This window comes from Halobacillus litoralis, assembly GCF_009856415.1.
Taxonomy (GTDB): Bacteria; Bacillota; Bacilli; order Bacillales; family Halobacillaceae; genus Halobacillus; species Halobacillus litoralis_C.
The window spans coordinates 39,382-62,099 of record NZ_WMEZ01000010.1; the positions used below are offsets into that span (position 1 = coordinate 39,382).

Consider the following 22,718-nt stretch of genomic DNA (forward strand, 5'->3'; position numbering starts at 1 on the left):
TCATGAGGCTGCATGGATTTTTCATTATTTCTCAGGGTAGTCACAGTACTCGATGATTGTTCCTTCGGTATCGGCCGGATTCAAATAAATGAGACGTCGGCCGTGTTTGTTAGTCCGTAATGACCATTCCAGGGTCCGGATGCCTTGCTCCTCTAGTTCATTCAATGCTTGATCCAAATCCCCGACATCATAGGCAATGTGATGGACCCCTTTTCCTTTTTGCTTAATAAAGCGAGCGATGGGGGAGGTTGTATTATTTGTAGGCATTAACAATTCTGTACGATCGCCTTTGATATCAATAATCGCGATTTCACTTTCTACTCCTTCTGCTTCACTTCGATAACGGTCAATCAAAGTTCCGCCAAGGACTTTGGTGTAAAAAGTGATGCTGTCTTCGATGTTGCGGACAGCGACTCCAATATGATCCAGTCTTTTTTCCACGTTCATTCTCCTCTGCTGCCATTCTGAGAACCATTTTAACATACGAACGCCCAGCAAATGGTCTGGGGGTCCTCATTAAAGGCCCATTTTCACAGTATCTATCAAAACGTACAAGCTGATTTGGCTCTATCACATAAAGTAGAGCAGGAGGTGATTTTCTATGCCTGCCTGGATCAGCAATAGTTTCAAAATCCTGTCATCCGCTGTACTGCACGGAGTTGTAACTCTCCTTTTATTCGGAACATCCATCTTCACCATAGTTACTGGATTGACGTGGATAAAAGGGTTGATCGTCATCGGATTGTTGATTTTCTGGCTTGCTTCATTTGTGTGTGTAGCCCAAAAGCTGTACGCGTATTTGTTCGGCCGTTGGAAAGACGACGATGAATAAGAAAAAGGGGGCCTGTGGCACAGGACCCCTTTACATATTAATCTAGTTGTTTGACGACTTCTTTGGCAACGACTTCTGTGGATTGCGGGTTCTGACCGGTAATCAGGTTGCCGTCCACTTCAAAATGCTCCGACCAGTTAGGACCGCTCACGAATGTTGCTCCCAGTTCATTCAGCTTGCTTTCAAGCAGGAATGGCATGTGTTGATCGAGCGTCGTTTCCACTTCTTCGGCGTCAGTGAATGCATTGACGCGTTTTCCTTTGACCAATGGTTCACCGTTGGACAGGGTAGCGCCGACAAGGCCTGCAGGGCCATGGCAGACGGCTGCGACAATTTTATCCGCTTCATAAAAATTACGAAGCAGCTTTTGTAGCTTTTCATTATCCGGGAAGTCAAACATCGTTCCGTGACCGCCTGGTAGGAAAATGGCATCGTAATCTTCCGCTTCGACATCTGCGATCGGTGTTGTATTTTCTAAATGTGGTTTCGTATCTAGAATCTCTTGTGGTTCATCTTCGCTGACACTACCTGGATCAACAGGTGCCCGGCCGCCTTCTGGGCTTGCTACGGTCACTTCATAGCCATGTTTTTGAAACTCGTTATAGGCTTCACCGAATTCGGACAGCCAAATTCCTGTCGGCTGCTCATCCGTAATCTTTTCGTGGTTCGTAACGACCATTAGTACTTTTTTAGACATGATTGTACTCCTCCTTTGGTAGTGAATGTTATTTTAATATGTGAAAATCAACAGTGACAAACATTCTGCTTTGGCGCACATAGATTGAATTTCCCGTTTTAAAAACTATAAAACATGGGCGAGCATACATTGACAAAATGGAATGCTGCGCATACGATAAGTGTATATATGAATATATGCGCATATAAGGAAGGTGTCGATTTCATGAGTGAAGATAAAAATAAACGAGAAGATCAGGAGAAAAAACACGCCAATGAACTGGATGAAGAGACATTGTTCGTCGTTTCCCAGACATTTAAGGCGTTGTCCGATCCGACACGAATCAGAATCCTACATTTACTATGTGAACAAGAAATGTCCGTCAATCAAATTGCCGATACATTAGAACTTCGCCAATCGACCGTTTCCCACCAGCTGCGGTTTTTAAAGAATCTACGTTTGGTGAAGTATCGAAGAGCGGGTACCACATTATTTTATTCTCACGACGATGAGCACGTCATCGATCTTTTGCAACAAACCATCAATCACGCTCTTCACCATTAAAGGGGAGAAAGAGAATGAAGGAATACAAACTGCAAGGCTTATCCTGTGCGAACTGCGCAGCAGAAATGGAAGAGGAGATTCGCAAGCTCAATCATGGGGAAGACTCTGAGCTTCAGTTTTCATCGAGTAAATTGAGAGTCCAAGATGGCGTCGATATGGAAAAGGTACGCCGGATATTGAAATCCGACGGAGCTTCTCTTGTCGATGATGAGGGATCCCATGATCATAGTCATGGGCCAAACATGAAGCAGCTCGTCATTATTTCCTCGCTCATCTTTGGTGCGACCTTTTTATTGGAAGGAATGGTTGCCCCGTTCGTCATGATCGGCATGTATTTGGCTGCCATTGCGATCAGTGGTTATCAGACATTCTGGAAAGGTTTGAAAAACTTAACCCGGTTGAAGTTTAACATTGATACGTTGATGACGATTGCTCTCATCGGAGCCGTGGCTATCGGTGAATGGAAAGAAGCGACTCTTGTAGCCATTTTATTCGGACTGAATGAATATTTGGAAGGTCTCGGCATGGAAAAGGCACGCAGTTCGATGGAGCAATTGCTGAAAGTTGCTCCTAAACAAGCGACACGCCTCCTGGCAGATGGTACGGAAGAAGTCGTCGGAATTGAAGACTTACAAGAGGGAGATCTTGTCCTTGTTAAAGCAGGCGAGAAAATCCCATCAGACGGTGTGATCATGGCCGGTTACAGCTCCGTAAATGAAGCAGCGATCACGGGAGAATCCCTGCCCGTGGACAAAAAGCCTGGTGAAAAGCTTTTTGGGGGAAGCATCAATAATGAAGGTCTGTTGAAAGTCGAAATTTCGAAAGCTTACCATGACTCTTCGCTCGCTAAAATTCTTCAGTTAGTGGAAGAAGCGCAGGAGAGAAAGACACCGACAGAGCTCTTCATCAACCGCTTTGCTAAATACTATACACCGTTGATCATGGTCATTGCCGGACTTGTCATGGTATTTCCACCACTGCTTTTCTCTGCAACCTGGGGAGGTTCTTTTTACCAGGGACTGGCGGTTCTTATTGTCGGTTGTCCCTGTGCCTTGATTTTGTCCTCCCCTATTGCGATTCTCTCCGGAATTACGAAAAACGCACGGAACGGCATTCTCGTCAAAGGTGGAGCTTTTCTTGAACAGCTTGGAAAAATTGAAAGCATTGCTTTTGATAAAACGGGTACGCTGACAAAAGGTGAGCCAAAAGTGCATGCGGTGAACGTTTATGAAGAGGAACGTTTCTTCTCGGTGGCCCATGCCGTTGAAAGAAATTCCTCCCACCCGATTGCGAGAGCGATCTTAGAAGATGAACGTGTCCAACAGGCGGATTCTTTGGAACCTTCTTCCGTTGATACGATTCCTGGAAAAGGCGTCCGTGCGGTCATTGAAGATCAAACCTATTATGTGGGAAGCGAACAGACGTTGACGCATGTAACTCTTTCAGAGGGTATAAAAGCAGACATCGACAAGCTTAAGGAAGATGGATTCACCCTTGTCATCGTTTCTGATGAAAAAGAAGTGCTTGGGATGTTCGGCGTAGCGGATGAAGTGCGGGAAGAAAGTCGTACGCTGATGAAGCGTCTCCATTCCTTAGGGATCAAGCATACGATCATGTTGACCGGTGACCACGAAAAGACGGCTGGCAAAGTGGCTGCGGAAATTGGCGTCACTGATGTCCATGCACAGCTGTTGCCAGATCAAAAAGTTGAAAAAGTCGACGAATTAAAAAGAAATTCCAAACTCGCCATGATTGGAGACGGGATCAATGATGCCCCTGCTCTTGCGATGGCTGATTTAGGGATAGCCATGGGGAAAGGAACGGATAGTGCGATTGAAACCGCTGATATCGTTCTCATGCAGGACCACCTCGGCAAACTGCCGAACGCCTTCCGGATCGCGAAACGGGTGAATGCCGTCGTCAAATGGAATATTGGTATCGCGCTCGGGTTGAAAGTCATTGCCCTTCTTCTCACGATTCCAGGATGGCTCACCCTTTGGTTCGCCATTCTTGCCGATATGGGCGCAACGATCCTCGTCACGCTCATTAGCCTGACCATCCTCCTCATGAAAGATGAGTAATAAATGGATATAACCCCCACACCAGGTCATCCAAATACTGGATGACCTGGTGTGGTTTTATTTGGAAGAAATATAGGCTGAGTGGACCGTTTTTGTTTTGTGTGTGACTTTTGCGTTTGTGATGAGGTGCATAAAGGGAAATGTCTCTCATGGTCGTACGGTAAATAGTGGCTTTATTTCCGTCAAAACCATCTGTCTGACATACATACTTTTGCTACGAAAAGACGACGATAAACCATATATAAAGAGTGAGGATAATGGCTATGAAGATACAATTCGAACATATAAAAAAACTTCATATCAAACATATTTACGGCCCCCTTCAACAAGAGGTGAGAACTCTTGCTTTTCATTCCAAAAGAGTCGAACCAGCAGCCGCTTTTTTTTGTTTAAAGGGGGAAAACTTTGATGGTCATGAATATATCGAAGAAGCCATCGGTCTGGGAGCTGCCACAATCATCGGCAGTGATGAAAAGGTGCTGGAGGATCTTTCAAGGATCTACGACCGTACCACCTTCTTGCTTGTAGACAATGTCCGTTCCGTTATGTCTGTTTTTTCTAAGGATTTCTTCGGATTTGCAGATGAAGAACTGAAAACCATTGGCGTAACCGGAACAAACGGCAAGACGACTGTCACGGCCTATATCCGATCACTATTGACTTTGCTTGGCCTTCCGACTGGTTCGATCGGCACGACAGGGATCTGGTCATCGAAACGGAAATTACAATATAAGAAAAGTACGCCAACAACGCCTGAGTCCCTGGATCTGCACCGGATTTTCCGAGACCTTAGAAACTTGGATGATGAAGGCGCAGTCATGGAGGTTTCTTCGATTGCTCTTGATCAGTGCAGGGTAGAGGGCATTCAATATGATGTGGCTGTTCATACGAACTTTTCTGAAGAACACTTGGAATACCACCGGACGATCGATCATTACAGGGAATGTAAAATGCGTTTGTTCAACCAGGCGAACCACCGTGTTGTCAACATTGATGATGAGGGAATGGCTTCTGAGCTGTTAGCAATGGGGAAGGATGGTCTTCTGACATACAGTATTGAAGGACACCCCCAGGCCGATTTGTCCGCAGAAAACATTGAGGTTATGGAAAAAGGGTCTCTTTTCGATCTTTCCTATGAGGGAGACACGAAAAAAGTCTTCGTTCCCGTCTATGGCACCTACAATGTCGCGAATGTACTGGCCGCAATCGCTACAGCCTTCCATCTAGACTATTCTTGGGAGGAAGTGTTGGACGTGCTTCCAAATATGGAAGGGCCTGAAGGAAGATTCCAGGTCATTGAAACGCCTCTGAATCAAAAAGTGATTTTGGATTACGCGCATACACCCGTAGCCTTGAACAGGTTGCTGGAGGAGGTCAAGAAGCTTGATCACAAACGCTTGATCGTCATGATTGCAGGCATTGGCATCCGGGATTTCAACAAAATGCCCAAGATGGCAAAAACGATTGAAGGAAAAGCAGATGAAGTGATCGTCACGGTCGATCACCCTGGCTATCATGACCCACAAGCCGTGGTCGATCAGGTGATGACTGGCTTTACTAATCCAAACGCTTCGAACATTCATCCAACATTGACGAGGGAAGAAGGCGTTCGTAAATCCATGCAGTTGGGAGAAGAAGGAGATATTATTCTTTTGACGAGTGGCTGCATCAACAATTCGCAAATCGTCAAAGGTGAAGAAATTCCTCACTCGGACGAAAAAATCATAGAGAGCTTTTTCCCATCGGTCGCTCAATAAAAAAGCATCCAGTCTCAGCTCTTGAGACTGGATGTTTCTCTGTTAATCAAACGTTTGTTCAACGCATCGTTTGTACTCGTAAAAGTATTCCGGCACCTCATCAGGATTCAGTCCGTTTGTCATCACGGCAACGATGGATTGATTGTACCATTTCTGGGCATCAGCACCTGCGTTGAAGTTTTTCCAAACATCGTCACCGTAAATTTCAATATCTTTCTGCAGTGAGCGTAAGTTATCCAGTTTATCGGCTATAATTAACGCCTTCACTTCAAACGAGGCTTCCCTGACGGTGTCGATGGTATGCTGTTTTCTTTCTTGCCATGGCTTGCTTTTATCTTCTGTATGAGCGGCTACAAGATCTCTGACATCCATACCGAATTCACGTTCAATATCCCGGAGGGTGTAGCTGGTGTCTTCGACCACATCATGAAGGTAACCGGCACAAATCAGCTCTTCACGGAACCCTGCATTCTTTAAGAGATCCGCAACCCGGATGGGATGGACCACATAGTCTTCCGAAGAGTTTTTCCGCTTTTGCCCATGGTGGGCTTTGGCTGCGAATGCTTTCGCTTTTTCAATCATCGACTACACGCTCCTTTTTTTGTTCATCATAACAAATAAAGGGGCAGAATGATTGCAAAAAGTGATAAAGGTTGATTAAATAAGAATGGATATTATATAATTAATAGGTTTAATCAACAGGTTGAAGGGGATGCTTTGCAAATGGAAATGATTGAAGTACAAGGACAACCGCCTCACAACTCAGAGCCCGTCGTATTAATCATCGGGAAGATGGATGGTGTGCATTTAGGGCATCAGTCTCTCCTCCAGGAGGCAGAAAGGCTGGCGATAGACGAAGATAAAATTGCTGTGTACGGTTTTTCTGATCACCCGAAATGGGTGCTGAGAGGCGATGAATCATTCAAATATTCACTATCGACGACTGAAGATCGCCAAACCCGTTTGGAGCAATTCGGTGTCGATCGTTATTATCACGTCCATTTTACAAAAGAATATGCAAAGACATCTCCTGAAGAATTCGTGCTTCAGCACTTGAACCGGTTGAACGTCCGTCATGTGATCGTCGGTGAGGACTTTCGTTTCGGCAAAGGGAGAGGGTCCGATGCTGAAGGGCTGGCAGAACTCTGTCAGCAAATCGGGGCAGGTGTTTCAATTGTCCCCGGTGTCCAGCTTCACGACAGAAAAGTGAGCAGTACGGATATCCGCACACATGTGACGCAAGGACGGATGGAAGCCGCTCAAGCGATGCTTGGACGACCTTTTGAAATCACAGGGGTCGTGGAAAAAGGCGAGCAGCTTGGCAGACAATTAGGCTTTCCAACATTGAATGTTGGAGGGATTGATGAATATGTCAAAGTGAAACCAGGGGTCTACCTCGGCCTTGTGAAAAAAGTCCAGGAAGCGCCTGAATACTATTACACGTTAATTAGTGCCGGCTATCGTCCGACGGTCAACGGGGATTCTTATAAGGTTGAAGCTTACCTCCTGGATTTTTCCGGTGACCTGTACGACCAAAAAGTAACCGTCCAATTCCTGCGCCACATGCGCGATGAAGAGAATTTCGACGGGATGGATGCATTGATTGAACAAATGCACCAGGATGAAAAGAATGCACGTGCGATTTTAGGCTTATAAACCATACTGACATCTTAGAAAGGAGGAAGCACCATGGGAATTGTCGTTGTTGAAGTTTGTGATGGTAACTTGATCAATGAAATGGATATCGAAAGCATTATTGAATCCGAATACCCGGAAGTGGCGGTACTCATTAGTGAATGCCTTTCCTTCTGCGGCATGTGTGCCCTCCGTCCGTACGCCCTTGTCAATAACCAGCGGGTATTTGGTAAAACACCCGAAGAAGCATTGCAGAAAATCCGCGCAAAAATCGAAGAAGAATTAGCGATTTACGCTGAATAAGGCAGGAGAAGACCATGGTTTTTTTTGATTCACTGATCAACAGCTTGCGTTTGCCGAAAAAAGAAGCGATGTTCCACTTGAACCGGAAAGGCATCACCCATACGATCGGTTATTTGTTCGTATTGCTGCTATTGCTCTTTTTACCGGACATGGTGATCTCGATCTTGTATTTAGAGACGAACCTGACAGAGGTATCGCGGGGGATGTACATGGCACAATTTCTCGTTTTCTACCCTCTGCTGATCGTTTTTCTCATCCTTGTCGGAGTCTCCATTCTTGCCGGCGGAAGCCTGCTTATGCGCAAAGCTCTTTCACGAAAGCTTGCGTACCAGCAGCTGTGGAAGTTGACCGCCTATGCTTGTACACTGCCTTTGATTTTGAGCGTGTTATTAAAATATTTGACCGTACCCAACGCCATCAGCGCCCTTATTTTTATGGCGATCTTCGTTTACTACATGTATCGAATGATTACGGTTTATCCAAAAGTACCAGCGAAACCTTGAGTTCTCGCGGGTACTTTTTCTATTTGTCTTTTTTATATGTTAGAATATTCATTATTTAATGAAAAAAGGTGGGGTATGATGACAAGAGCGTTAGTTTTGCAATCAGATTTTGGAATTAGTGATGGAGCTGTAAGTGCCATGCATGGGGTGGCGCATTCTGTTGATCATCAATTGTCGATCTTCGATTTGACGCATGACATCCCACCTTTCAATATTTGGGAAGGTTCTTACAGGTTGTGGCAGACGATGGCCTACTGGTCTGAAGGGACGGTCTTCGTATCCGTCGTGGACCCTGGGGTAGGGTCCACACGAAAAAGTATTGGTGTGAAAACAGGTTCCGGTCATTTTATCATCACACCGGATAATGGAACACTGACTCATGTCGCCAGGACTGAGGGAATCGTTGAAGTAAGGGAAATTGATGAAAAAGTGAACCGCCTGCCAAGATCCGGAGAATCCTACACCTTTCATGGCCGGGATGTTTACGCCTTTACCGGAGCACGTTTGGCGGCCGGAGTCATCACTTTTGATGAAGTCGGACCTTCCCTTGATCCAGACTCCATTGAGCGTATTTCCGTCAAAGACCCCACTATTGAAGAATCGACGGTCTCGGGCATCATAGATATCCTTGATATCCGGTTCGGCAACCTTTGGACAAACATTCCGCGTGACTTTTTCAATCAAATGGGGGTCCATTATGGAGACACTCTGAACGTGTCCATTTTGCATAACGGAGATGAAGTTTATCATAATTCCATGACCTTCGGACGCTCGTTCGCAGATACCCATAAAGGTGAACCGCTCGTCTATGTGAACAGTCTTGATAACTTAGCGGTGGCGATCAATCAAGGCTCATTCGCCAGGGCCTACAACATCCGAACAGGATCGAATTGGACGATCCATTTTGAAAAATAACTTCCCGCTTCTGCGAGGAGTTATTTCTTGTCTATGAGCAAAATAAAAGCTTGGGAGGACGCGCTGTGCTACACTTACCCATGTAAAACCTTTACAAGAAAAGGAGAATGATCAATGAAGACAGTTACGCTACATAGCACCATTGAAATGCCTCAATTAGGCTTTGGTGTTTGGCAAGTCGAAGAAAAAGACGCGGTTCCAGCCGTTACAAAAGCGATTGAAACAGGCTACCGTTCGATTGATACAGCAGCGATTTATGGGAACGAAAAACAAGTCGGTGAAGCGATCCGCCAGAGTGGTGTAGCTCGTGACGAATTGTTCATTACGACAAAGGTCTGGAACACAGACCAAGGATACGAAAATACATTGAAGGCTTTTGAAACAAGCCTCGATAAACTTGGGTTAGACTATGTGGACCTTTATTTGATCCACTGGCCGACACCAGAATATGATGATTACGTAGAAACATACAAAGCGCTCGAACGGCTGCAAAAAGACGGCAAAGTCAAAGCCATCGGTGTATGTAACTTCGATATCGACCACTTGCAGCGTCTGCTTGATGAATGTGACGTAAAGCCGGCGGTCAACCAGGTCGAGTGCCACCCATTCCTGGCACAAAACGAACTGAAAGACTTCTGCCGCGACAATGGTATTCTGCTTGAAGCATGGAGCCCATTGATGCAAGGTGGAGAAGTATTGAAAAATGATACGATCCAGTCCATCGCTAAAAAGCATGGCAAAACACCAGCGCAAGTCATTATCCGCTGGCACTTGCAAAACGACACGGTCGTTATTCCGAAGTCTGTCACGCCATCCCGCATCGAAGAGAACTTCGACGTGTTTGATTTTGATCTGACAGCCGACGATATGGCTGCCATCAACAAGCTGGACCGCGGCGAGCGCAAAGGCCCGAAACCATCTGAAATGAACGTGCGATAAATAGAGAAAGACTGCCCTTCGGTGGCAGTCTTTTTTTATGGACAAAGGAGTGAGGATGGATTTTAATAAAGAAGAAAGGAGTGGACTCATGAACATAAAACCCCGCGTCATCCCACCTGACATTAACCATTTAGAAATGCTGCTGCAACGTCTCAAACCTAACCACCCTGTAACCCCTCAATTGGAAGAAATGCTCTCCACGAAACTAGCCGGCTGGAACGGCGAACAATCCCTTGATTTTCACCTCGATTACTTGGATGAACCTCATTCCATCCTTCACAACCTCCGCCTCTATGATGACCACCACTTTTTCCAAATCGACACCCTGATCTTGTTCCCTACATTCATCCTGATCATTGAAGCAAAGAATATGAAAGGTCAAATAATCATTCACCGCGAGAAAAAAGAAATGCGTCGCGACCTGGAAGGGTTTCAGGACCCCGTGGAGCAAGCAGAGAGGCAAAAAGATTTGCTCGAAGAATGGTTGCTGCGGCATATGGGGCTTAGGGTGCCGGTAAATTTTCTAGTTGTTTTTACGAATCGAAGGTGTGTTCTTGAATTTGACTCGTCTGACTCTCAGATTCATGAAAAAGTGGTACGTGCCACATCGTTGATTGGTGCGATTGAAAGGAAGAAAGAGTTTTATCAGGAAAAAGTTCTGACGCGGATTGATTTGATTCGTGTCGAGCGTGCGCTTGCTGATGCTCACCAAGAACTTGTCCCTGATTATACGAAACGGTTCAACCTGAATTACTCTGATCTGCAGAAAGGGGTAAGGTGTCCGGAGTGTGGCAAGTATTTTATGAAGAGGGCCAAGGAAAAATGGAAATGCTCCATGTGCTCTTATAGCTCTTACCGTGCACATGAACAAGCTTTGCGAGAATATGCGGCGTTAGTATCAAAGGTAATTAGTAATAAAGAAGCTCAGGAATTCCTTAAGATAAGTTCTAGGCATGTGGTTTATCGGATTCTTTCTGAATATGCAAGAAGTACAGTCGGTGGAGGGAAATATATCAAGTATCTGCTCTAGGGGGATAGCTCAACACGCGCGAGAAGCTTGGAACGCGCGCAAGAAGCCCGGAACGCGCGCAAGGAGCCCGGAACGCGCGCAAGGAGCCCGGAACGCGCGCAAGAAGCCCGGAACGCGCGCAAGAAGCTCGGAACGCGCGCAAGAAGCCCGGAACGCGCGCAAGAAGCTCGGAACGCGCGCAAGAAGCCCGGAACGCGCGCGAGAAGCTCGGAACGCGCGCAAGAAAGCCCGGAACGCGCGCAAGAAGCTGTGAACGCGCGTAAGGTACGAATACCTCGCACACAAAACTCCACAAACCGACCCTTATGTTATTCCCACCAAATATGGGGAACATAAAGGTATCAATTTTTTCGGTAAAGGAGCTTTTGTATGATCATCCGGTTCGGTTACGTATCGCATGCGCTCAATCTATGGGAAGCGACACCTGCGAAGACGACGACATTTGCACGATATAAAAAATTAGGCCATGAAGCAGCCATAAAGCAGCTCCACAATATTGCGGAAATGAACTTGCAGCGCACACGGCGGATCATCCACTACAACATTGCGAGGGAAATCCATCTGTACCGCTTTTCATCATCGATCATCCCGCTTGCAACCCATGATGAGGTGGAGTGGGATTATATTAAGCCATTCCGCCATCTCTTCGAGGAAATTGGCGAACTGGTACGGGCGCATCATATGCGTACAAGTTTTCACCCGAACCAATTCACTCTTTTTACGAGTGACCGTCCTCACGTGACAGACAATGCCGTACAAGATATGGAGTACCACTATGCGATGTTAAAAGCGATGGGGCTTCACAACGAATCTCATATCAACTTGCATGTGGGAGGAGCGTATGGGGATAAAGAAGCGGCCGTTGCTCGTTTTCATAAAAATATTAAGAAGCTCCCAGGTCCAATCAAGAAACAGATGACGCTTGAGAATGATGATAAAACCTATACGACCACGGAAACCCTTGATGTCTGTGAAAAAGAGGATATCCCAATGATGTTCGATTACCATCACTACATGGCAAATCATACCGAAGATGAGCCACTGTCTGAAATCCTGCCGCGCTTTTATAAAACGTGGGACAGGCTTGGTCTCCCACCGAAGATTCATATTTCGTCGCCCAAGTCGGAAAAGGCGTACAGGAGTCATGCTGATTTTGTGGATGCTGATTTCATTCGGCCTCTCCTGAAAGAATTGAAGGCTCTCGGCACACATGTAGACTTTATGATTGAAGCGAAAGAAAAGGATCGCGCCCTTTCGAATCTTGTCGAAGACTTCTCAAAAATCCGAGGGGTGAAACGAGTAGGGGAAGCGACTTTGGACGTTTAACTTTGCATGCGCGTGCTCCAATCAAGTATATTGTTGGTAGTGAAAGGGGTGTAAGGATGGATAAACAGACCCTCTTATCCGAAGTCAATTTGTTTGAAGAATTAACAAAAGAAGAACTGATGGATGTTGATGCGATCAGTGAAATGAAAAAAGTAGGGAAGGGTGAAATCATCCTTTCCCCTGACCATCCAGCGGAGCATTTATATATATTGAAAAAAGGACAAATCCGGTTATATCGGACAAACAAAGAAGGGAAACAGTTTACCCTGGATATTTTGAAAGACGGGAATCTGTTTGGAGAGGCATCCACGCTGACCCTGACGGATTATGAAATGTACGCCGAGGCAATGACCGATACATATGTCTGTCTAATGAGCCGGGAAGAGTTTGAGCGATTTATGAAAAAGTACCCGCAAATCACTCTTCGTCTCGTTCAATTGCTTTCGTCAAAGTTGAACGACTTTTACAGGAGAAGTGAGAAGATTGCTTTAGGTGAGGTATGGGAACGAATTCTTTATTTACTGCTTATGCTCAGTGAGAAAAGCGGCCGTCGTCATCAGGAGTGGCAGACCGTTGAGATGAAGTTGACCCATCAGGACATTGCAACGATGATCGGGGCGACGAGGGAAACGACGAGTGCGGAAATCAGCCGCTTAAAAAAGGAAGGCTATTTGAAAAAGAACCAAGTATTATCCATCGATGCAGAAAAAGCAAAAACCCATCTCGGCTTAGTCGTTACATAAGCCAAGGTGGGTTTTATTTTAATATCCGTTTTGCTTCCATGAACCGTTGAATTCCTGTAAACAATTCTACAGCAAAAAACAACAGCGTGGACCAAAAAAGGAATGAAGGGAATAAGATCATCACACTGAACAAAACGAAGCCTTCTGTTCGTTCGGCAAGTCCAGCCTGATAGTAAAAGGATTTGATTCCTGCCTTTTCCGATACAGCCCCTACGACTAAAAAAATCGTCATGGAGACGATGATTGAAACGCTGAGAAGAAGGAGCGGCCATAGGACCTCTGGATGAACATAAGCAATAGCGATAATCATCCCGATTTCAACGATTCGATCGAATGTAATATCCATCACGGTTCCAAAGGGGGAGGTTTTTGTATTCCTGGCCATCGTCCCATCAACGGCATCTAAAAAACCGGAAAGCCACAAAAACACGACTGCTAAAATCGGAAATCCTAAAACGTAGAGTACACTTGTACCCAGCCCGATGAACAAAGCGAGCACTGTAATCTCATTGGCAGAGCGCCCTTTTTGTAGAAAGTAAGAAGCGGTCCGTTCAATGGACGGTTGGACGAATTTTCTTGCGTGCGTATCGAGCATAAAAAACACCTGCTTTAGCAAATAATATCAACGTCTTGTTACCACTTTACCCCAATTGTCATTCCTTTAGACGATAGCACATGTTCCCTTGAAATAGAATCACCCTGCTTCTAGTGTAAGGTAGATTACAATGTTGAGCACATGAGGTTTGTAGTAAACGAACAGGGTGTATAGTATCCCTGTAACTAACAACAAGGAGGAATCGTTCATGTCCGAACATAAAGTATCCATCACGAGTAAGTCTCAAGGGATGAAATCGGAAATCGAGGCAGGAAAACATACATTGACGATTGACGAACCGAAGCAAATGGGTGGCACAGATGAAGGTGCTGATCCACTTGCAACGATGTTAGGATCGCTCGCAGGCTGTGAAACGGTCGTGGCGAACATGGTGGCGAAGGAAATGAAGTTTGATCTCCAAAGCATTTCCTTTGATATTAATGGGACGCTGGATATGCGCGGGTTGATGGGGACGGCAGATGTAAAACCGTACTTTGACACGGTGAACATTAAAGCTGAAGTAGAAACATCGGAATCCCAGGAGCGCATCAAAGAACTTCAAGAAATCGTTGACCAACGCTGTCCTGTTTTCACGACACTGAAAGCAGCAGGGATTACACTGAATGTAGAGTGGCAAAAAGCGTAACAAATACGAAGAGGCTCCTCCAGGGGCCTCTTTTTATACAGAAAATTCCCATGGAAACGATGGAAAGAATTAATAATGAATCTCCCAAACCTCCTATGTTACCTTATTAACGAACCTGATAAGGAGGTAGATTTTAAATGTTCAAAAAATTGATGATGACAGGAATAGCTACCGTTAGTTTGCTCGCTTTCTCCTTCCCTGTCGAAAGTTTTGCACATGCCAATACTCACACCGTCCAAAAGGGCGATTCTATTTATAAAATTGCTATGAAACATGGTGTTTCTGCTAAACAATTGCAAGCCATGAACAACAAATCGAATGCAGACATTCACCCTGGGGAGCAGTTGCAGCTTCCAGTTGCTCTTAGTGAATCTGAAAAAGATCTACTCGCCCGTCTAGTAGAGGCAGAGGCGAAGGGTGAAAGCTATGCTGGTAAAGTTGCGGTTGCCACGGTCGTTTTGAATCGTGTCGAAAGTGACCTTTTCCCAGATTCATTGAATGGCGTAGTCTATGACGGCATTCAGTTCTCTCCTGTTCTGAATGGTACGATCAATCAGCCGGCAAGCGCAGAGTCAAAACGTGCAGTTAACGAGGCTATTGCTTATCAAGGATATGACCGCGAGTCTCTATTTTTCTACAACCCTGATAAAGCGCAAAGTGATTATTTGAGCAGTAAAGAAGTAACGACAGTCATCGGCGACCACGTTTTTTTGAGATAAACCATCTGAACAAGCACCTTTGATTAGGTGCTTGTTTTTTTGTAACTTTTTTTACAATGGATCGTACTAATGAAGGAGCGTTGTTACATAAGCGAAGGAGAGGGATTATGAGTAATCAAATGATCTATGGCATGGAAATGAACATTCATCAACGGGATGAACATACAATCCAAGTCTATGTTTTGAATGTGAAAGAAGGAAAAAAGCCCCATCATGTAACGACCATTGAGCATTCCTCAAAACACCCGGAGCGGACGAAGGCGAATGGTGCTCCATACGCACGCGTTCATGACAATCTATTCCATGTACTTAAGGAACAGTTGGTCAAAGAAGGGAAATGGGAAAAAGGAAAAGGAGATTCCTAGACAGGAATCTCCTTTTTTATATCTATACGTTTAACTCGCATCTTCTTCCTCATGAAATAATTGGACCTTCCTTTTCTTCGTCCGTTTTTTGTACACACGGTTTACGTAGTCGTCCGTTAAGGCAGCGATTTCCTTATGCAGGAACAGTAACGGGATGATGTTGGTGAGCAGGACGAAGGCTAAAATCAAGTCGAGGAACTGCCAGACGAATTGAAGTCCTCCAATCGCACCTACGAAAACGGCTATGATGTAGACGATTCTCATGATTTTGGCCGCGCGTAAACCAAACAGGTACTCCGCTTGTTTTTCCCCATAAAAGACGAGGACACCGATGGTCGTAATGACGAAAAAGAGTAAAAAGACAGTGATGAAACTGCTTCCGAACGCATCCCCGAACTCGGCACCGATGGCCACGTTAATCATATTGGATGCATCACTGCCTCCGACTTCCTCCCATGCCCCTGTTACGAGGACGGTTAAGCCGGACACGGTACAAATGACAATCGTATCAACGAAAACACTGAAGATTCCCCATAGCGCTTGGCGGGAAGGGTGGTCTGTTTTAGCTGCTGCGTGGGCAATTGATGCTGTTCCAAGACCTGCTTCGTTTGAGTACAGACCGCGCGCGATCCCCCAGCGTAATGCTTGGGCGACGGCCGCACCGGCAAAACCACCAGTTGCAGAAATCGGTGTAAACGCGTGGGTGAAAATTAGTCCGAATACGTTGGGAATTTGATCAATGTTGGCAAAAATAACGTAAAAACAGACAGCGAGATAAATGAGAACCATTCCTGGGACCATCTTATCTGTAACCTTGGCAATTCGCTTGATGCCACCGAAAACGACGATGGCGATCGCTGCACACATGACGAGCCCTGTAATTTCAACCGGCCACCCGAAAGCACCTTCCGTCTGAGTAGCGATGGAATTGGACTGTACCATCGTACTCGGAATCAACTCAATCATTAGGAAAAAGGCGAAGGCGGTGGAGACCCACTTCCATCCCAAGGCTTTTTTTATGTAATATTGCGGCCCGCCGACCCAAATATTTTTCTCGTTGGTTTCCCTGTATTTCATGCCTAATAATATTTCACTGTACTTTGTGGCCATTCCGATTAAAGCGACAATCCACATCCAGAACAAAGCCCCTGGCCCACCTAAAGAAATTGCGACAGGTACCCCGACGATATTCGTTGCCCCCGCTGTAGAGGCTAGTGCTGAAGTGAAAGCCTGGAATGGGGTGATGGTTCCTTTCTTTTTTGTTTTCTTGAAAATTTGTCCGATGGTTTGGTGGAGAACGTGTCCAAAGAAGCGGAATTGGAAAAACTTAATTCGGATGGTGAGGAAGATTCCACCTAGAATTAATATGATCGCTAATGGATACGTCCATAAAAAGTCGGAAATCGTTGTGATTCCTTCTTTAATACTATTCCATAAATCTCCCAATGAAAGGTCCCCTTTCGACAAACTGTAAGATACCCATATATTCCCTTTACATTAAATGTTAAACGCATAAAATGTGCAGGAGAGGTGAGCCTTAGGAAAAAAAGCCGTACACTAGAGAAGTAAAGGAGGGATCATGTGATTATTAGAGAAGAAGATTTTCAAAACCATTCCATGAGCAAATTAATCAAAGGGGCAGTGGTTCCACGTCCGATTGCCTGGGTATCAACAATAAGTAAGGATGGGATCCGTAATTTGGCGCCTTTCAGTTTTTTTACGGTAGCATCCATGAGTCCAATTACGCTTTGTTTTTCTGTAGGAAGTGCGGACAGCGATAAAGACACTCTGAAGAATATTAAGGAAACAAAACAGTTTATTATCAATCTTGTTTCTGAATCTTTGGCTAATCAGATGCATGAAAGCAGCAGAAGGTATGGTCCTGATGTCGATGAATTTGAGTTGGCAGGTACAGCTAGCGAAGACGGTGATTTCGTTTCCGTACCAAGGGTGAAACAATCCCCTGTTCACATGGAATGCGAGCTCCATCAAGTCATTGAAATCGGTGAAGGGAATTTGGTTTTAGGACGATTGGTCGGATACCACATCCAGGATGACGTCTACGAAGAAACGGACAAAGTGAATCCGGATAAACTGAAACCTGTCGGACGAATGGCTGGAGATTACAGCTACATCCGTGACTTCTTCTCACTCCCTAACAGCGACCTTCCCAAATAAAAAAAGCCGCAGGCCTTCATTGAAGGCTCCGCGGCTTTTTTACATTTACTGGTGTACCAGGTCATACATTATTTGGCAATTCACTCCACCCGTGGTTTGGTTGGGTCGCAGGCGGGATATTCACCGTTTGTGGTCTCTGCTAATTTGTAAAGGTAGTAGCATTCTTCCCTTGCCATATGGTCAGCCATGAGGGGGGAGAAGGTGCTGAGTACAACTTCATTCATTTCCATCTCCTCTAATTCATTCAGGAACGTCCGGAAAATCTTCATTTCTAAATCCACTTCATCATTGAACCGTTTCAGGGCAGGGAAGGAGTGTTGATTCGTTCTGAGGTATCCTTTCATTTCGACGGCTTTTATGTAGAACTGATCGAAATGTTGGCGGAACGTGTCGCTCTTTTCTCTCAACCTTTTTTCCACAGCATCCATTTCATCATGGATGGCTCCTGCATGCCCTGAAGCATCCATCAGCCACAACATATGATGGTGCAGTTCATGAAATAACGGAGGAACCTCACCTTTTCCTAAAAAGCCAAGCACAAGCAAATATTCTTCTACTTCATTGACCATATGGTTGAGGAAGGTGGGACTCAAATGGATCTTTACTTTTCCAAAAAGGGAACGTTCAATTAGGTTGAGTTTAAACTTGTGAAACCTTCTTGTTTTTTCACCGACTTGCTTGGAAAACTCAGCCATGTCCTGAATGCTGCCATCACGAACTTCATTCAAAAGATTATCCCATTGAGTGACGTAATCCCGCGCTTGTTTTAACGTTTCCTCTTCGGAGGCGTACAAAGAATCCCGGATAAAACGGGCATGGTCCCCAAGAATCTGCAACCAGAACAGATGCTCAAAATTCGCTTGTTCTGCATAGTTCTTCACGTTCATCACCCTCTTTTTTCTTAGGTCATCCCTTTCATCCTATTCACGACTTGTTTTCTTCATGAAAAGAGTCATGTCTATAAAAGCAGCATTTGAAATTCTTTGGAAAAAATAAAAAAAGGGGCTTCTCAAATGGAAGATCCTCCTATATACTACTGTACTAGAAGTAATAATACAGTTAATACAGGTAGAACACACCGTTGGAGGTGGCTGGATGTTTGAGTTGGACGTCAGGAGCCGAAAGCCGATCTACGAGCAGCTCGTGGAAAAGCTGAAGCAACTGATTATTAATGACGTTCTGAAGGAAGACGAAAAACTACCTTCTGTGAGGGAACTTGCCCAGCAGTTGACGATTAATCCGAATACGATTCAGAAAGCATATCGGGAGTTAGAGTCACAAGGGTATATCTATTCGTTAAAAGGAAAGGGCAGCTTCGTCCATCCTTCTGGAAAAGTCGATAACGAAGAGGAGTTGAAAAAAGTGAGAGAAGAGTTGAAGAAGCTGTTTGCGGAAGCGATTTATTTAGGGATGACTTCAGAAGAGATCGCAGCTCTTCTCCGTGAAGTTGAAGGAGGTCATCAGGATGATTGAGGTGAATACGGTCAGCAAATCATTTGATCGAACCAAGATTCTCAGAGACGTTTCTTTTCGAGTGGGTAAAGGTTCCATCTACGGTCTTCTTGGTTCCAATGGTGCAGGAAAAACAACGTTAATGAGAATTCTTACTGGTATTCTCAAACAGAATAATGGACAGGTTCATATTTTGGAGGATGACGTCTTTGAGAACGAATCCGTCAAACAAAGGATGGTCTTCATCCCAGACAGTCTTTACTTTCTACCCCAATACACGACCCGTCAGATGGCAGATTATAACCGGTCCATGTATGACAGTTGGAACGAAGAACGATATGAAAAATTAAAGAAAGTCTTTCAACTGGATGAAAAAAAGAAAATCAGTCAGTTTTCCAAAGGGATGCAGCGGCAAGTCGCCTTTTGGCTGGCGATGTCAGCGATGCCTGATGTATTGATCCTCGATGAGCCATTCGATGGACTCGATGCTGTCATGAGGCAGAAAGTCCGCAACTTGATCATTCAGGATGTGGCGGAACGGGAGATGACGGTATTGATTTCTTCCCACAACTTGAGGGAAGTCGAAGATATCTGTGATCATGTCGGCATCCTACATAAAGGTGAAATTCTCCTTGAACGTGATTTGGATGATTTAAAAGCAGACGTTCATAAAATCCAGGTCGCTTTTAACGAAGATTCTTTTCAACCGGAAGAAACGAACCTTGATATTCTCCATAAAGAAAAGCGAGGCAGTGTCTGGCTGCTGATCGTCCGTGGGAATGAAGCTGACGTATCAGCTGAAATCAACATGCACCGCCCGCTCGTTTATGACAGGCTTCCACTTACGCTTGAGGAGATCTTTATTTATGAAATGGGAGGTGTCGGGTATGCGTTCGAAAACATCCTCGTTTAATAAAGAGATTATCAAGCAGGATTTCCGGAATGTCGGATGGATCAGTATCGTTTACTTTTTAGGGTTGTTCTTCATTGTACCGATGCAGTTATTCATGGAATTCGGTAGAGATGAACCTCGTATCACAGATGATCGCGGGTTATTTGGCGGCATATTTGCTTATGAGCTTCAGTCACTATTTTTAATAGTGATGCCTGTGCAGATGGCGGTGTTTTTATTCCGTTACCTGCATGTAAAAGGTGCTTCAGATTTTGCTCACAGCTTTCCTATGAAGAGAGGGAAACTGTTTCATCACCATATTCTCTCAGGCATTATTCTATTAATCTTGCCGATTTTACTGAACTATTTGGTTCTCGTTATTACGGCTGGAGTAACAGATGTCACAGAGTACTATACTTTGGCAAATGCAAGTTATTGGCTGTGGCTGTTTACGACGATGAGCCTTCTTCTTTTTGTGGCAGGCGTTTTTGTCGGGACATTGACTGGTTTATCCGCCGTCCAGGGGGTTCTGACCTATATCCTTTTGGTTTTACCTGTTGGCTTATACGGTTTGATCGCTTTTCACCTGAGCGCTTATATCAAAGGATATTCAGGTGACATGGTGTTGGATCGTTCCCTTCAGTATTTTTCACCACTGGTGGATCTCTTAGAATACCAGAGTTATGGTCCGGAGGAAGTAAGTGTCCCTGTTGAAGTTTTATCCCTATTCATTTATGGGGGGATTGCGATTCTCTTTTACGTGGTATCCGTGTGGCTGTATAAAAAACGTCCGCTGGAAGCAGCAGGCCGTGCGTTAGCTGTACGGGCCCTGAATCCTGTTTTCAAACTCGGGGTCACGTTCTGCTTCGCCTTATTCGGAGGCATGTATTTCAGTGTGGCGCAAAATACGTATAGTTGGATGATTACAGGCTATTTCATTGGCGGAACATTCGGTTTTGCCGCAGCTTCCATGCTTCTTGAAAAGACATGGAGAGTTTTCAACTTGAAAAACGTAAAAGGTTGGCTGGGTTATGGTGTGGCTGCTGGTGTAATCATTGCGGTTATTCCTCTCCTTTGGCAAAATTACGAAGCCTATGTTCCCGAACAAAATGAAGTAGAAAAGGTCTATATCAGTGGTGGTTATTGGTCTTATCAGGAGCTTATTGATCATGAACTTGATGTGCCTTACATCACCTCGGAAGAAGGAGTCCAATCTGCTTTAAACCTTCATGATCAGCTTACTGAGGTAAGTAACCCTTTGAAAGATGGAGAGGATTCTTTCTTTTTCGTATATGAATTGAAAAATGGCGATGAAGTTTATCGCCAATATCAAATAAGTGAAGAGCGCGTACGTAAAGAGAAGAAAGCCGTGTATGAAACGAAAGAATACAAGAGTATTCAATATCCAGTCCTAGGTCTCGATTCTTCTGACATCGATCAGTTGTTGATCCACCCGAACGCAGCTCCTGGAGGAGAAGAGTTGTACGACCCGGAAAAAATCTCGGCCTTTATGGAAGCGCTGAAGCAGGACATTAACGAACTGTCTTATGACCAGATGGTTGCGCCGCGTGGTTTGTCATCAGGAGTATCCTTTACTGTGGATGGAATGCGGGAGAATCCATATCATGCACAACTCTTCCCCTCGTATGAAAATACCATCGAGTGGATGAAGCAAGAAGGGGTTTATGAACAAATGATGATTCAACCAGAAGATATTCATCGAGTTGAAGTCTACGAGTGGCCTGAGAATCGAGATTATCCTCATGACTATGTTCATTACGTGTTTGATCGGTTAAAAGAAAGTGGTGTAGAACCCCTGGAGGTCACTGATAAAGATCAGATTGAATCCCTCCTGCAAGGGAGAGAAAATCAAGAAGATGGAAAGTATATCATCGCTTTCTATTTTGATGATCGCAACACCAATCACTATGATCTCTTGAGTTTCGATGAAGGTGACGCCCCGGAATTTATTAAGGAACACTTCGAATAAAGGGAGAGATACAGGAAGATGGACTTTTGTGAGATGTATGAACAGTATTATCATCGTGTCTATTACACCGCTTTAAAAGTGACAAAGAACCCTTGTTCAGCCGAAGATATCCTTCAAGAAACCTTTATCAAAGCGTACGATAAACTCGATGAAATCCGTGAAGAAGGGAAGGTGGGGGCATGGCTCTCCACCATCGCTCACCGGAAAGCGATCGATTTTTTACGCAAAGAGAAGAAAGCGGTTCTTTTGCCGATTGAGGAAATGCCGGTGCCTCAACCCACCTACGAGAATACAGCATCTGATGTTGAACATATATGTGAATGCCGTCATCTAGAAGAAGACATCAAGAAGCGGATCAGCACATTGTCCCCTAAGCTTCGTGCGGTGTTTCAATTAAGTTACGATCAACAACTGCAGGAAAAGGAAATCGCCCAAACCCTTCGCATCACACAGGCGGCCGTCAAATCACGCCTTCACCGGGCGAGACAGGCCATGAAAGGGAAGTTGGGAGAAGAAATGGATCATTATTCTACAGCATAGTTTGAAAAGCAGAACCTCAAATGCTGAGGTTCTGCTT

At 44.9% G+C, this 22,718-nt stretch carries 26 protein-coding genes; 20 read left to right on the top strand and 6 right to left on the bottom strand.

Features of this window, described 5'->3' with window-relative positions; translation table 11 throughout:
• Positions 1 to 24 precede the first annotated feature (24 nt).
• Positions 25 to 441: a VOC family protein gene (locus tag GLV98_RS18080; RefSeq protein WP_160917437.1), complete on the bottom strand. Its 417-nt coding sequence runs from the start codon at positions 439 to 441 to the stop codon at positions 25 to 27.
• Positions 442 to 601: 160 nt separating this feature from the next.
• On the opposite strand from GLV98_RS18080, the gene GLV98_RS18085 reads away from it, so the two are divergent.
• Positions 602 to 832: a hypothetical protein gene (locus GLV98_RS18085; protein ID WP_160917438.1), complete on the top strand. Its 231-nt coding sequence runs from the start codon at positions 602 to 604 to the stop codon at positions 830 to 832.
• 37 nt (positions 833 to 869) lie between these two features.
• On the opposite strand, the gene GLV98_RS18090 is transcribed toward GLV98_RS18085, so the two are convergent.
• Positions 870 to 1,529: a type 1 glutamine amidotransferase domain-containing protein gene (locus tag GLV98_RS18090; RefSeq protein WP_160917439.1), complete on the bottom strand. Its 660-nt coding sequence runs from the start codon at positions 1,527 to 1,529 to the stop codon at positions 870 to 872.
• Between the two features lie 204 nt (positions 1,530 to 1,733).
• On the opposite strand from GLV98_RS18090, the gene GLV98_RS18095 reads away from it, so the two are divergent.
• The 3 genes from GLV98_RS18095 (at position 1,734) to GLV98_RS18105 (ending at position 5,910) form a co-directional block, all read left to right on the top strand.
• Entirely contained in the window at positions 1,734 to 2,072 is a 339-nt protein-coding gene (locus tag GLV98_RS18095; protein ID WP_160917440.1) for an ArsR/SmtB family transcription factor, read from the top strand.
• Between the two features lie 14 nt (positions 2,073 to 2,086).
• Positions 2,087 to 4,153 carry a heavy metal translocating P-type ATPase gene (locus tag GLV98_RS18100; protein WP_160917441.1) on the top strand — a complete coding sequence of 689 codons (2,067 nt, stop codon included), beginning with the start codon at positions 2,087 to 2,089 and terminating at the stop codon, positions 4,151 to 4,153.
• A 263-nt stretch (positions 4,154 to 4,416) separates the two neighbouring features.
• On the top strand, positions 4,417 to 5,910 hold the full coding sequence (locus GLV98_RS18105; RefSeq protein WP_160917474.1) for a UDP-N-acetylmuramoyl-L-alanyl-D-glutamate--2,6-diaminopimelate ligase: 1,494 nt from the start codon (positions 4,417 to 4,419) through the stop codon (positions 5,908 to 5,910).
• Between the two features lie 42 nt (positions 5,911 to 5,952).
• Here the strand turns inward: GLV98_RS18105 and GLV98_RS18110 are convergent, their stop codons facing one another.
• A complete protein-coding gene (locus GLV98_RS18110) occupies positions 5,953 to 6,492 on the bottom strand; it encodes an HD domain-containing protein (protein ID WP_160917442.1) in 540 nt (179 codons plus the stop codon).
• A 141-nt stretch (positions 6,493 to 6,633) separates the two neighbouring features.
• Here GLV98_RS18110 and GLV98_RS18115 point away from each other — a divergent pair, with 141 nt between their 5' ends.
• From GLV98_RS18115 to GLV98_RS18150, 8 genes are all read left to right on the top strand, one after another.
• The gene (locus GLV98_RS18115) at positions 6,634 to 7,566 is read left to right on the top strand and encodes a bifunctional riboflavin kinase/FAD synthetase (protein ID WP_160917443.1); all 933 of its coding nucleotides are present in this window, start codon (positions 6,634 to 6,636) and stop codon (positions 7,564 to 7,566) included.
• Between the two features lie 33 nt (positions 7,567 to 7,599).
• A complete protein-coding gene (locus tag GLV98_RS18120) occupies positions 7,600 to 7,848 on the top strand; it encodes a DUF1450 domain-containing protein (protein ID WP_089652897.1) in 249 nt (82 codons plus the stop codon).
• Positions 7,849 to 7,862: 14 nt separating this feature from the next.
• Complete coding sequence (locus tag GLV98_RS18125; RefSeq protein ID WP_160917444.1) at positions 7,863 to 8,351, top strand: DUF1189 family protein; 489 nt, start codon at positions 7,863 to 7,865, stop codon at positions 8,349 to 8,351.
• A 75-nt stretch (positions 8,352 to 8,426) separates the two neighbouring features.
• Positions 8,427 to 9,266: an SAM hydrolase/SAM-dependent halogenase family protein gene (locus tag GLV98_RS18130; RefSeq protein WP_160917445.1), complete on the top strand. Its 840-nt coding sequence runs from the start codon at positions 8,427 to 8,429 to the stop codon at positions 9,264 to 9,266.
• 114 nt (positions 9,267 to 9,380) lie between these two features.
• A complete protein-coding gene (locus tag GLV98_RS18135) occupies positions 9,381 to 10,205 on the top strand; it encodes an aldo/keto reductase (RefSeq protein WP_160917446.1) in 825 nt (274 codons plus the stop codon).
• Positions 10,206 to 10,293: 88 nt separating this feature from the next.
• The gene (locus GLV98_RS18140) at positions 10,294 to 11,235 is read left to right on the top strand and encodes a nuclease-related domain-containing protein (protein ID WP_160917447.1); all 942 of its coding nucleotides are present in this window, start codon (positions 10,294 to 10,296) and stop codon (positions 11,233 to 11,235) included.
• A gap of 369 nt (positions 11,236 to 11,604) precedes the next feature.
• Positions 11,605 to 12,561, top strand: coding sequence for a UV DNA damage repair endonuclease UvsE (gene uvsE / locus GLV98_RS18145; RefSeq protein WP_160917448.1), 957 nt, complete (start codon positions 11,605 to 11,607; stop codon positions 12,559 to 12,561).
• 56 nt (positions 12,562 to 12,617) lie between these two features.
• Positions 12,618 to 13,304: a Crp/Fnr family transcriptional regulator gene (locus GLV98_RS18150; RefSeq protein WP_160917449.1), complete on the top strand. Its 687-nt coding sequence runs from the start codon at positions 12,618 to 12,620 to the stop codon at positions 13,302 to 13,304.
• Positions 13,305 to 13,317: 13 nt separating this feature from the next.
• On the opposite strand, the gene GLV98_RS18155 is transcribed toward GLV98_RS18150, so the two are convergent.
• Positions 13,318 to 13,899, bottom strand: a complete 582-nt coding sequence (locus tag GLV98_RS18155; RefSeq protein WP_160917450.1) for a CDP-alcohol phosphatidyltransferase family protein — start codon at positions 13,897 to 13,899, stop codon at positions 13,318 to 13,320.
• A gap of 208 nt (positions 13,900 to 14,107) precedes the next feature.
• Between GLV98_RS18155 and GLV98_RS18160 the strand changes: the two genes are divergently transcribed.
• The 3 genes from GLV98_RS18160 to GLV98_RS18170 all read left to right on the top strand — a co-directional run bounded on the left by GLV98_RS18160 (position 14,108) and on the right by GLV98_RS18170 (position 15,629).
• Positions 14,108 to 14,545 (top strand): OsmC family protein, encoded by a 438-nt coding sequence (locus GLV98_RS18160; RefSeq protein WP_160917451.1) that lies wholly within the window; start codon positions 14,108 to 14,110, stop codon positions 14,543 to 14,545.
• Positions 14,546 to 14,682: 137 nt separating this feature from the next.
• Positions 14,683 to 15,264 carry a cell wall hydrolase gene (locus tag GLV98_RS18165; protein ID WP_160917452.1) on the top strand — a complete coding sequence of 194 codons (582 nt, stop codon included), beginning with the start codon at positions 14,683 to 14,685 and terminating at the stop codon, positions 15,262 to 15,264.
• A gap of 107 nt (positions 15,265 to 15,371) precedes the next feature.
• Complete coding sequence (locus GLV98_RS18170; RefSeq protein WP_160917453.1) at positions 15,372 to 15,629, top strand: hypothetical protein; 258 nt, start codon at positions 15,372 to 15,374, stop codon at positions 15,627 to 15,629.
• A 30-nt stretch (positions 15,630 to 15,659) separates the two neighbouring features.
• On the opposite strand, the gene GLV98_RS18175 is transcribed toward GLV98_RS18170, so the two are convergent.
• Entirely contained in the window at positions 15,660 to 17,075 is a 1,416-nt protein-coding gene (locus tag GLV98_RS18175) for an alanine/glycine:cation symporter family protein (protein ID WP_160917454.1), read from the bottom strand.
• A gap of 135 nt (positions 17,076 to 17,210) precedes the next feature.
• Between GLV98_RS18175 and GLV98_RS18180 the strand changes: the two genes are divergently transcribed.
• Positions 17,211 to 17,807 carry a flavin reductase family protein gene (locus GLV98_RS18180; RefSeq protein WP_337193776.1) on the top strand — a complete coding sequence of 199 codons (597 nt, stop codon included), beginning with the start codon at positions 17,211 to 17,213 and terminating at the stop codon, positions 17,805 to 17,807.
• Between the two features lie 80 nt (positions 17,808 to 17,887).
• Here GLV98_RS18180 and GLV98_RS18185 read toward each other — a convergent pair whose 3' ends face one another.
• Positions 17,888 to 18,688, bottom strand: coding sequence for a DUF2935 domain-containing protein (locus tag GLV98_RS18185; protein ID WP_160917455.1), 801 nt, complete (start codon positions 18,686 to 18,688; stop codon positions 17,888 to 17,890).
• A gap of 214 nt (positions 18,689 to 18,902) precedes the next feature.
• Here GLV98_RS18185 and GLV98_RS18190 point away from each other — a divergent pair, with 214 nt between their 5' ends.
• The 4 genes from GLV98_RS18190 to GLV98_RS18205 are packed head-to-tail and all read left to right on the top strand — an operon-like array spanning position 18,903 to position 22,681.
• The gene (locus GLV98_RS18190) at positions 18,903 to 19,280 is read left to right on the top strand and encodes a GntR family transcriptional regulator (protein ID WP_160917456.1); all 378 of its coding nucleotides are present in this window, start codon (positions 18,903 to 18,905) and stop codon (positions 19,278 to 19,280) included.
• On the top strand, positions 19,273 to 20,172 hold the full coding sequence (locus tag GLV98_RS18195; RefSeq protein WP_160917457.1) for an ABC transporter ATP-binding protein: 900 nt from the start codon (positions 19,273 to 19,275) through the stop codon (positions 20,170 to 20,172). The genes GLV98_RS18190 and GLV98_RS18195 overlap by 8 nt, the downstream gene beginning before the upstream one ends.
• Complete coding sequence (locus tag GLV98_RS18200) at positions 20,147 to 22,141, top strand: DUF6449 domain-containing protein (RefSeq protein WP_160917458.1); 1,995 nt, start codon at positions 20,147 to 20,149, stop codon at positions 22,139 to 22,141. Before GLV98_RS18195 ends, GLV98_RS18200 begins: the two co-directional genes overlap by 26 nt.
• 18 nt (positions 22,142 to 22,159) lie before the next feature.
• Positions 22,160 to 22,681, top strand: a complete 522-nt coding sequence (locus GLV98_RS18205; protein ID WP_160917459.1) for an RNA polymerase sigma factor — start codon at positions 22,160 to 22,162, stop codon at positions 22,679 to 22,681.
• Positions 22,682 to 22,718 lie beyond the last annotated feature (37 nt).

What these genes read in the sequence shown, in the direction of transcription:
- GLV98_RS18085 (WP_160917438.1), top strand. Translation starts at nt 602, where the DNA reads ATGCCTGCCTGGATCAGCAATAGTTTCAAAATCCTGTCATCCGCTGTA.
- GLV98_RS18090 (WP_160917439.1), bottom strand. Translation starts at nt 1,529, where the DNA reads ATGTCTAAAAAAGTACTAATGGTCGTTACGAACCACGAAAAGATTACG.
- GLV98_RS18095 (WP_160917440.1), top strand. Translation starts at nt 1,734, where the DNA reads ATGAGTGAAGATAAAAATAAACGAGAAGATCAGGAGAAAAAACACGCC.
- GLV98_RS18100 (WP_160917441.1), top strand. Translation starts at nt 2,087, where the DNA reads ATGAAGGAATACAAACTGCAAGGCTTATCCTGTGCGAACTGCGCAGCA.
- GLV98_RS18105 (WP_160917474.1), top strand. Translation starts at nt 4,417, where the DNA reads ATGAAGATACAATTCGAACATATAAAAAAACTTCATATCAAACATATT.
- GLV98_RS18110 (WP_160917442.1), bottom strand. Translation starts at nt 6,492, where the DNA reads ATGATTGAAAAAGCGAAAGCATTCGCAGCCAAAGCCCACCATGGGCAA.
- GLV98_RS18115 (WP_160917443.1), top strand. Translation starts at nt 6,634, where the DNA reads ATGGAAATGATTGAAGTACAAGGACAACCGCCTCACAACTCAGAGCCC.
- GLV98_RS18120 (WP_089652897.1), top strand. Translation starts at nt 7,600, where the DNA reads ATGGGAATTGTCGTTGTTGAAGTTTGTGATGGTAACTTGATCAATGAA.
- GLV98_RS18125 (WP_160917444.1), top strand. Translation starts at nt 7,863, where the DNA reads ATGGTTTTTTTTGATTCACTGATCAACAGCTTGCGTTTGCCGAAAAAA.
- GLV98_RS18130 (WP_160917445.1), top strand. Translation starts at nt 8,427, where the DNA reads ATGATGACAAGAGCGTTAGTTTTGCAATCAGATTTTGGAATTAGTGAT.
- GLV98_RS18135 (WP_160917446.1), top strand. Translation starts at nt 9,381, where the DNA reads ATGAAGACAGTTACGCTACATAGCACCATTGAAATGCCTCAATTAGGC.
- GLV98_RS18140 (WP_160917447.1), top strand. Translation starts at nt 10,294, where the DNA reads ATGAACATAAAACCCCGCGTCATCCCACCTGACATTAACCATTTAGAA.
- uvsE (WP_160917448.1), top strand. Translation starts at nt 11,605, where the DNA reads ATGATCATCCGGTTCGGTTACGTATCGCATGCGCTCAATCTATGGGAA.
- GLV98_RS18150 (WP_160917449.1), top strand. Translation starts at nt 12,618, where the DNA reads ATGGATAAACAGACCCTCTTATCCGAAGTCAATTTGTTTGAAGAATTA.
- GLV98_RS18155 (WP_160917450.1), bottom strand. Translation starts at nt 13,899, where the DNA reads ATGCTCGATACGCACGCAAGAAAATTCGTCCAACCGTCCATTGAACGG.
- GLV98_RS18160 (WP_160917451.1), top strand. Translation starts at nt 14,108, where the DNA reads ATGTCCGAACATAAAGTATCCATCACGAGTAAGTCTCAAGGGATGAAA.
- GLV98_RS18165 (WP_160917452.1), top strand. Translation starts at nt 14,683, where the DNA reads ATGTTCAAAAAATTGATGATGACAGGAATAGCTACCGTTAGTTTGCTC.
- GLV98_RS18170 (WP_160917453.1), top strand. Translation starts at nt 15,372, where the DNA reads ATGAGTAATCAAATGATCTATGGCATGGAAATGAACATTCATCAACGG.
- GLV98_RS18190 (WP_160917456.1), top strand. Translation starts at nt 18,903, where the DNA reads ATGTTTGAGTTGGACGTCAGGAGCCGAAAGCCGATCTACGAGCAGCTC.
- GLV98_RS18195 (WP_160917457.1), top strand. Translation starts at nt 19,273, where the DNA reads ATGATTGAGGTGAATACGGTCAGCAAATCATTTGATCGAACCAAGATT.
- GLV98_RS18200 (WP_160917458.1), top strand. Translation starts at nt 20,147, where the DNA reads ATGCGTTCGAAAACATCCTCGTTTAATAAAGAGATTATCAAGCAGGAT.
- GLV98_RS18205 (WP_160917459.1), top strand. Translation starts at nt 22,160, where the DNA reads ATGGACTTTTGTGAGATGTATGAACAGTATTATCATCGTGTCTATTAC.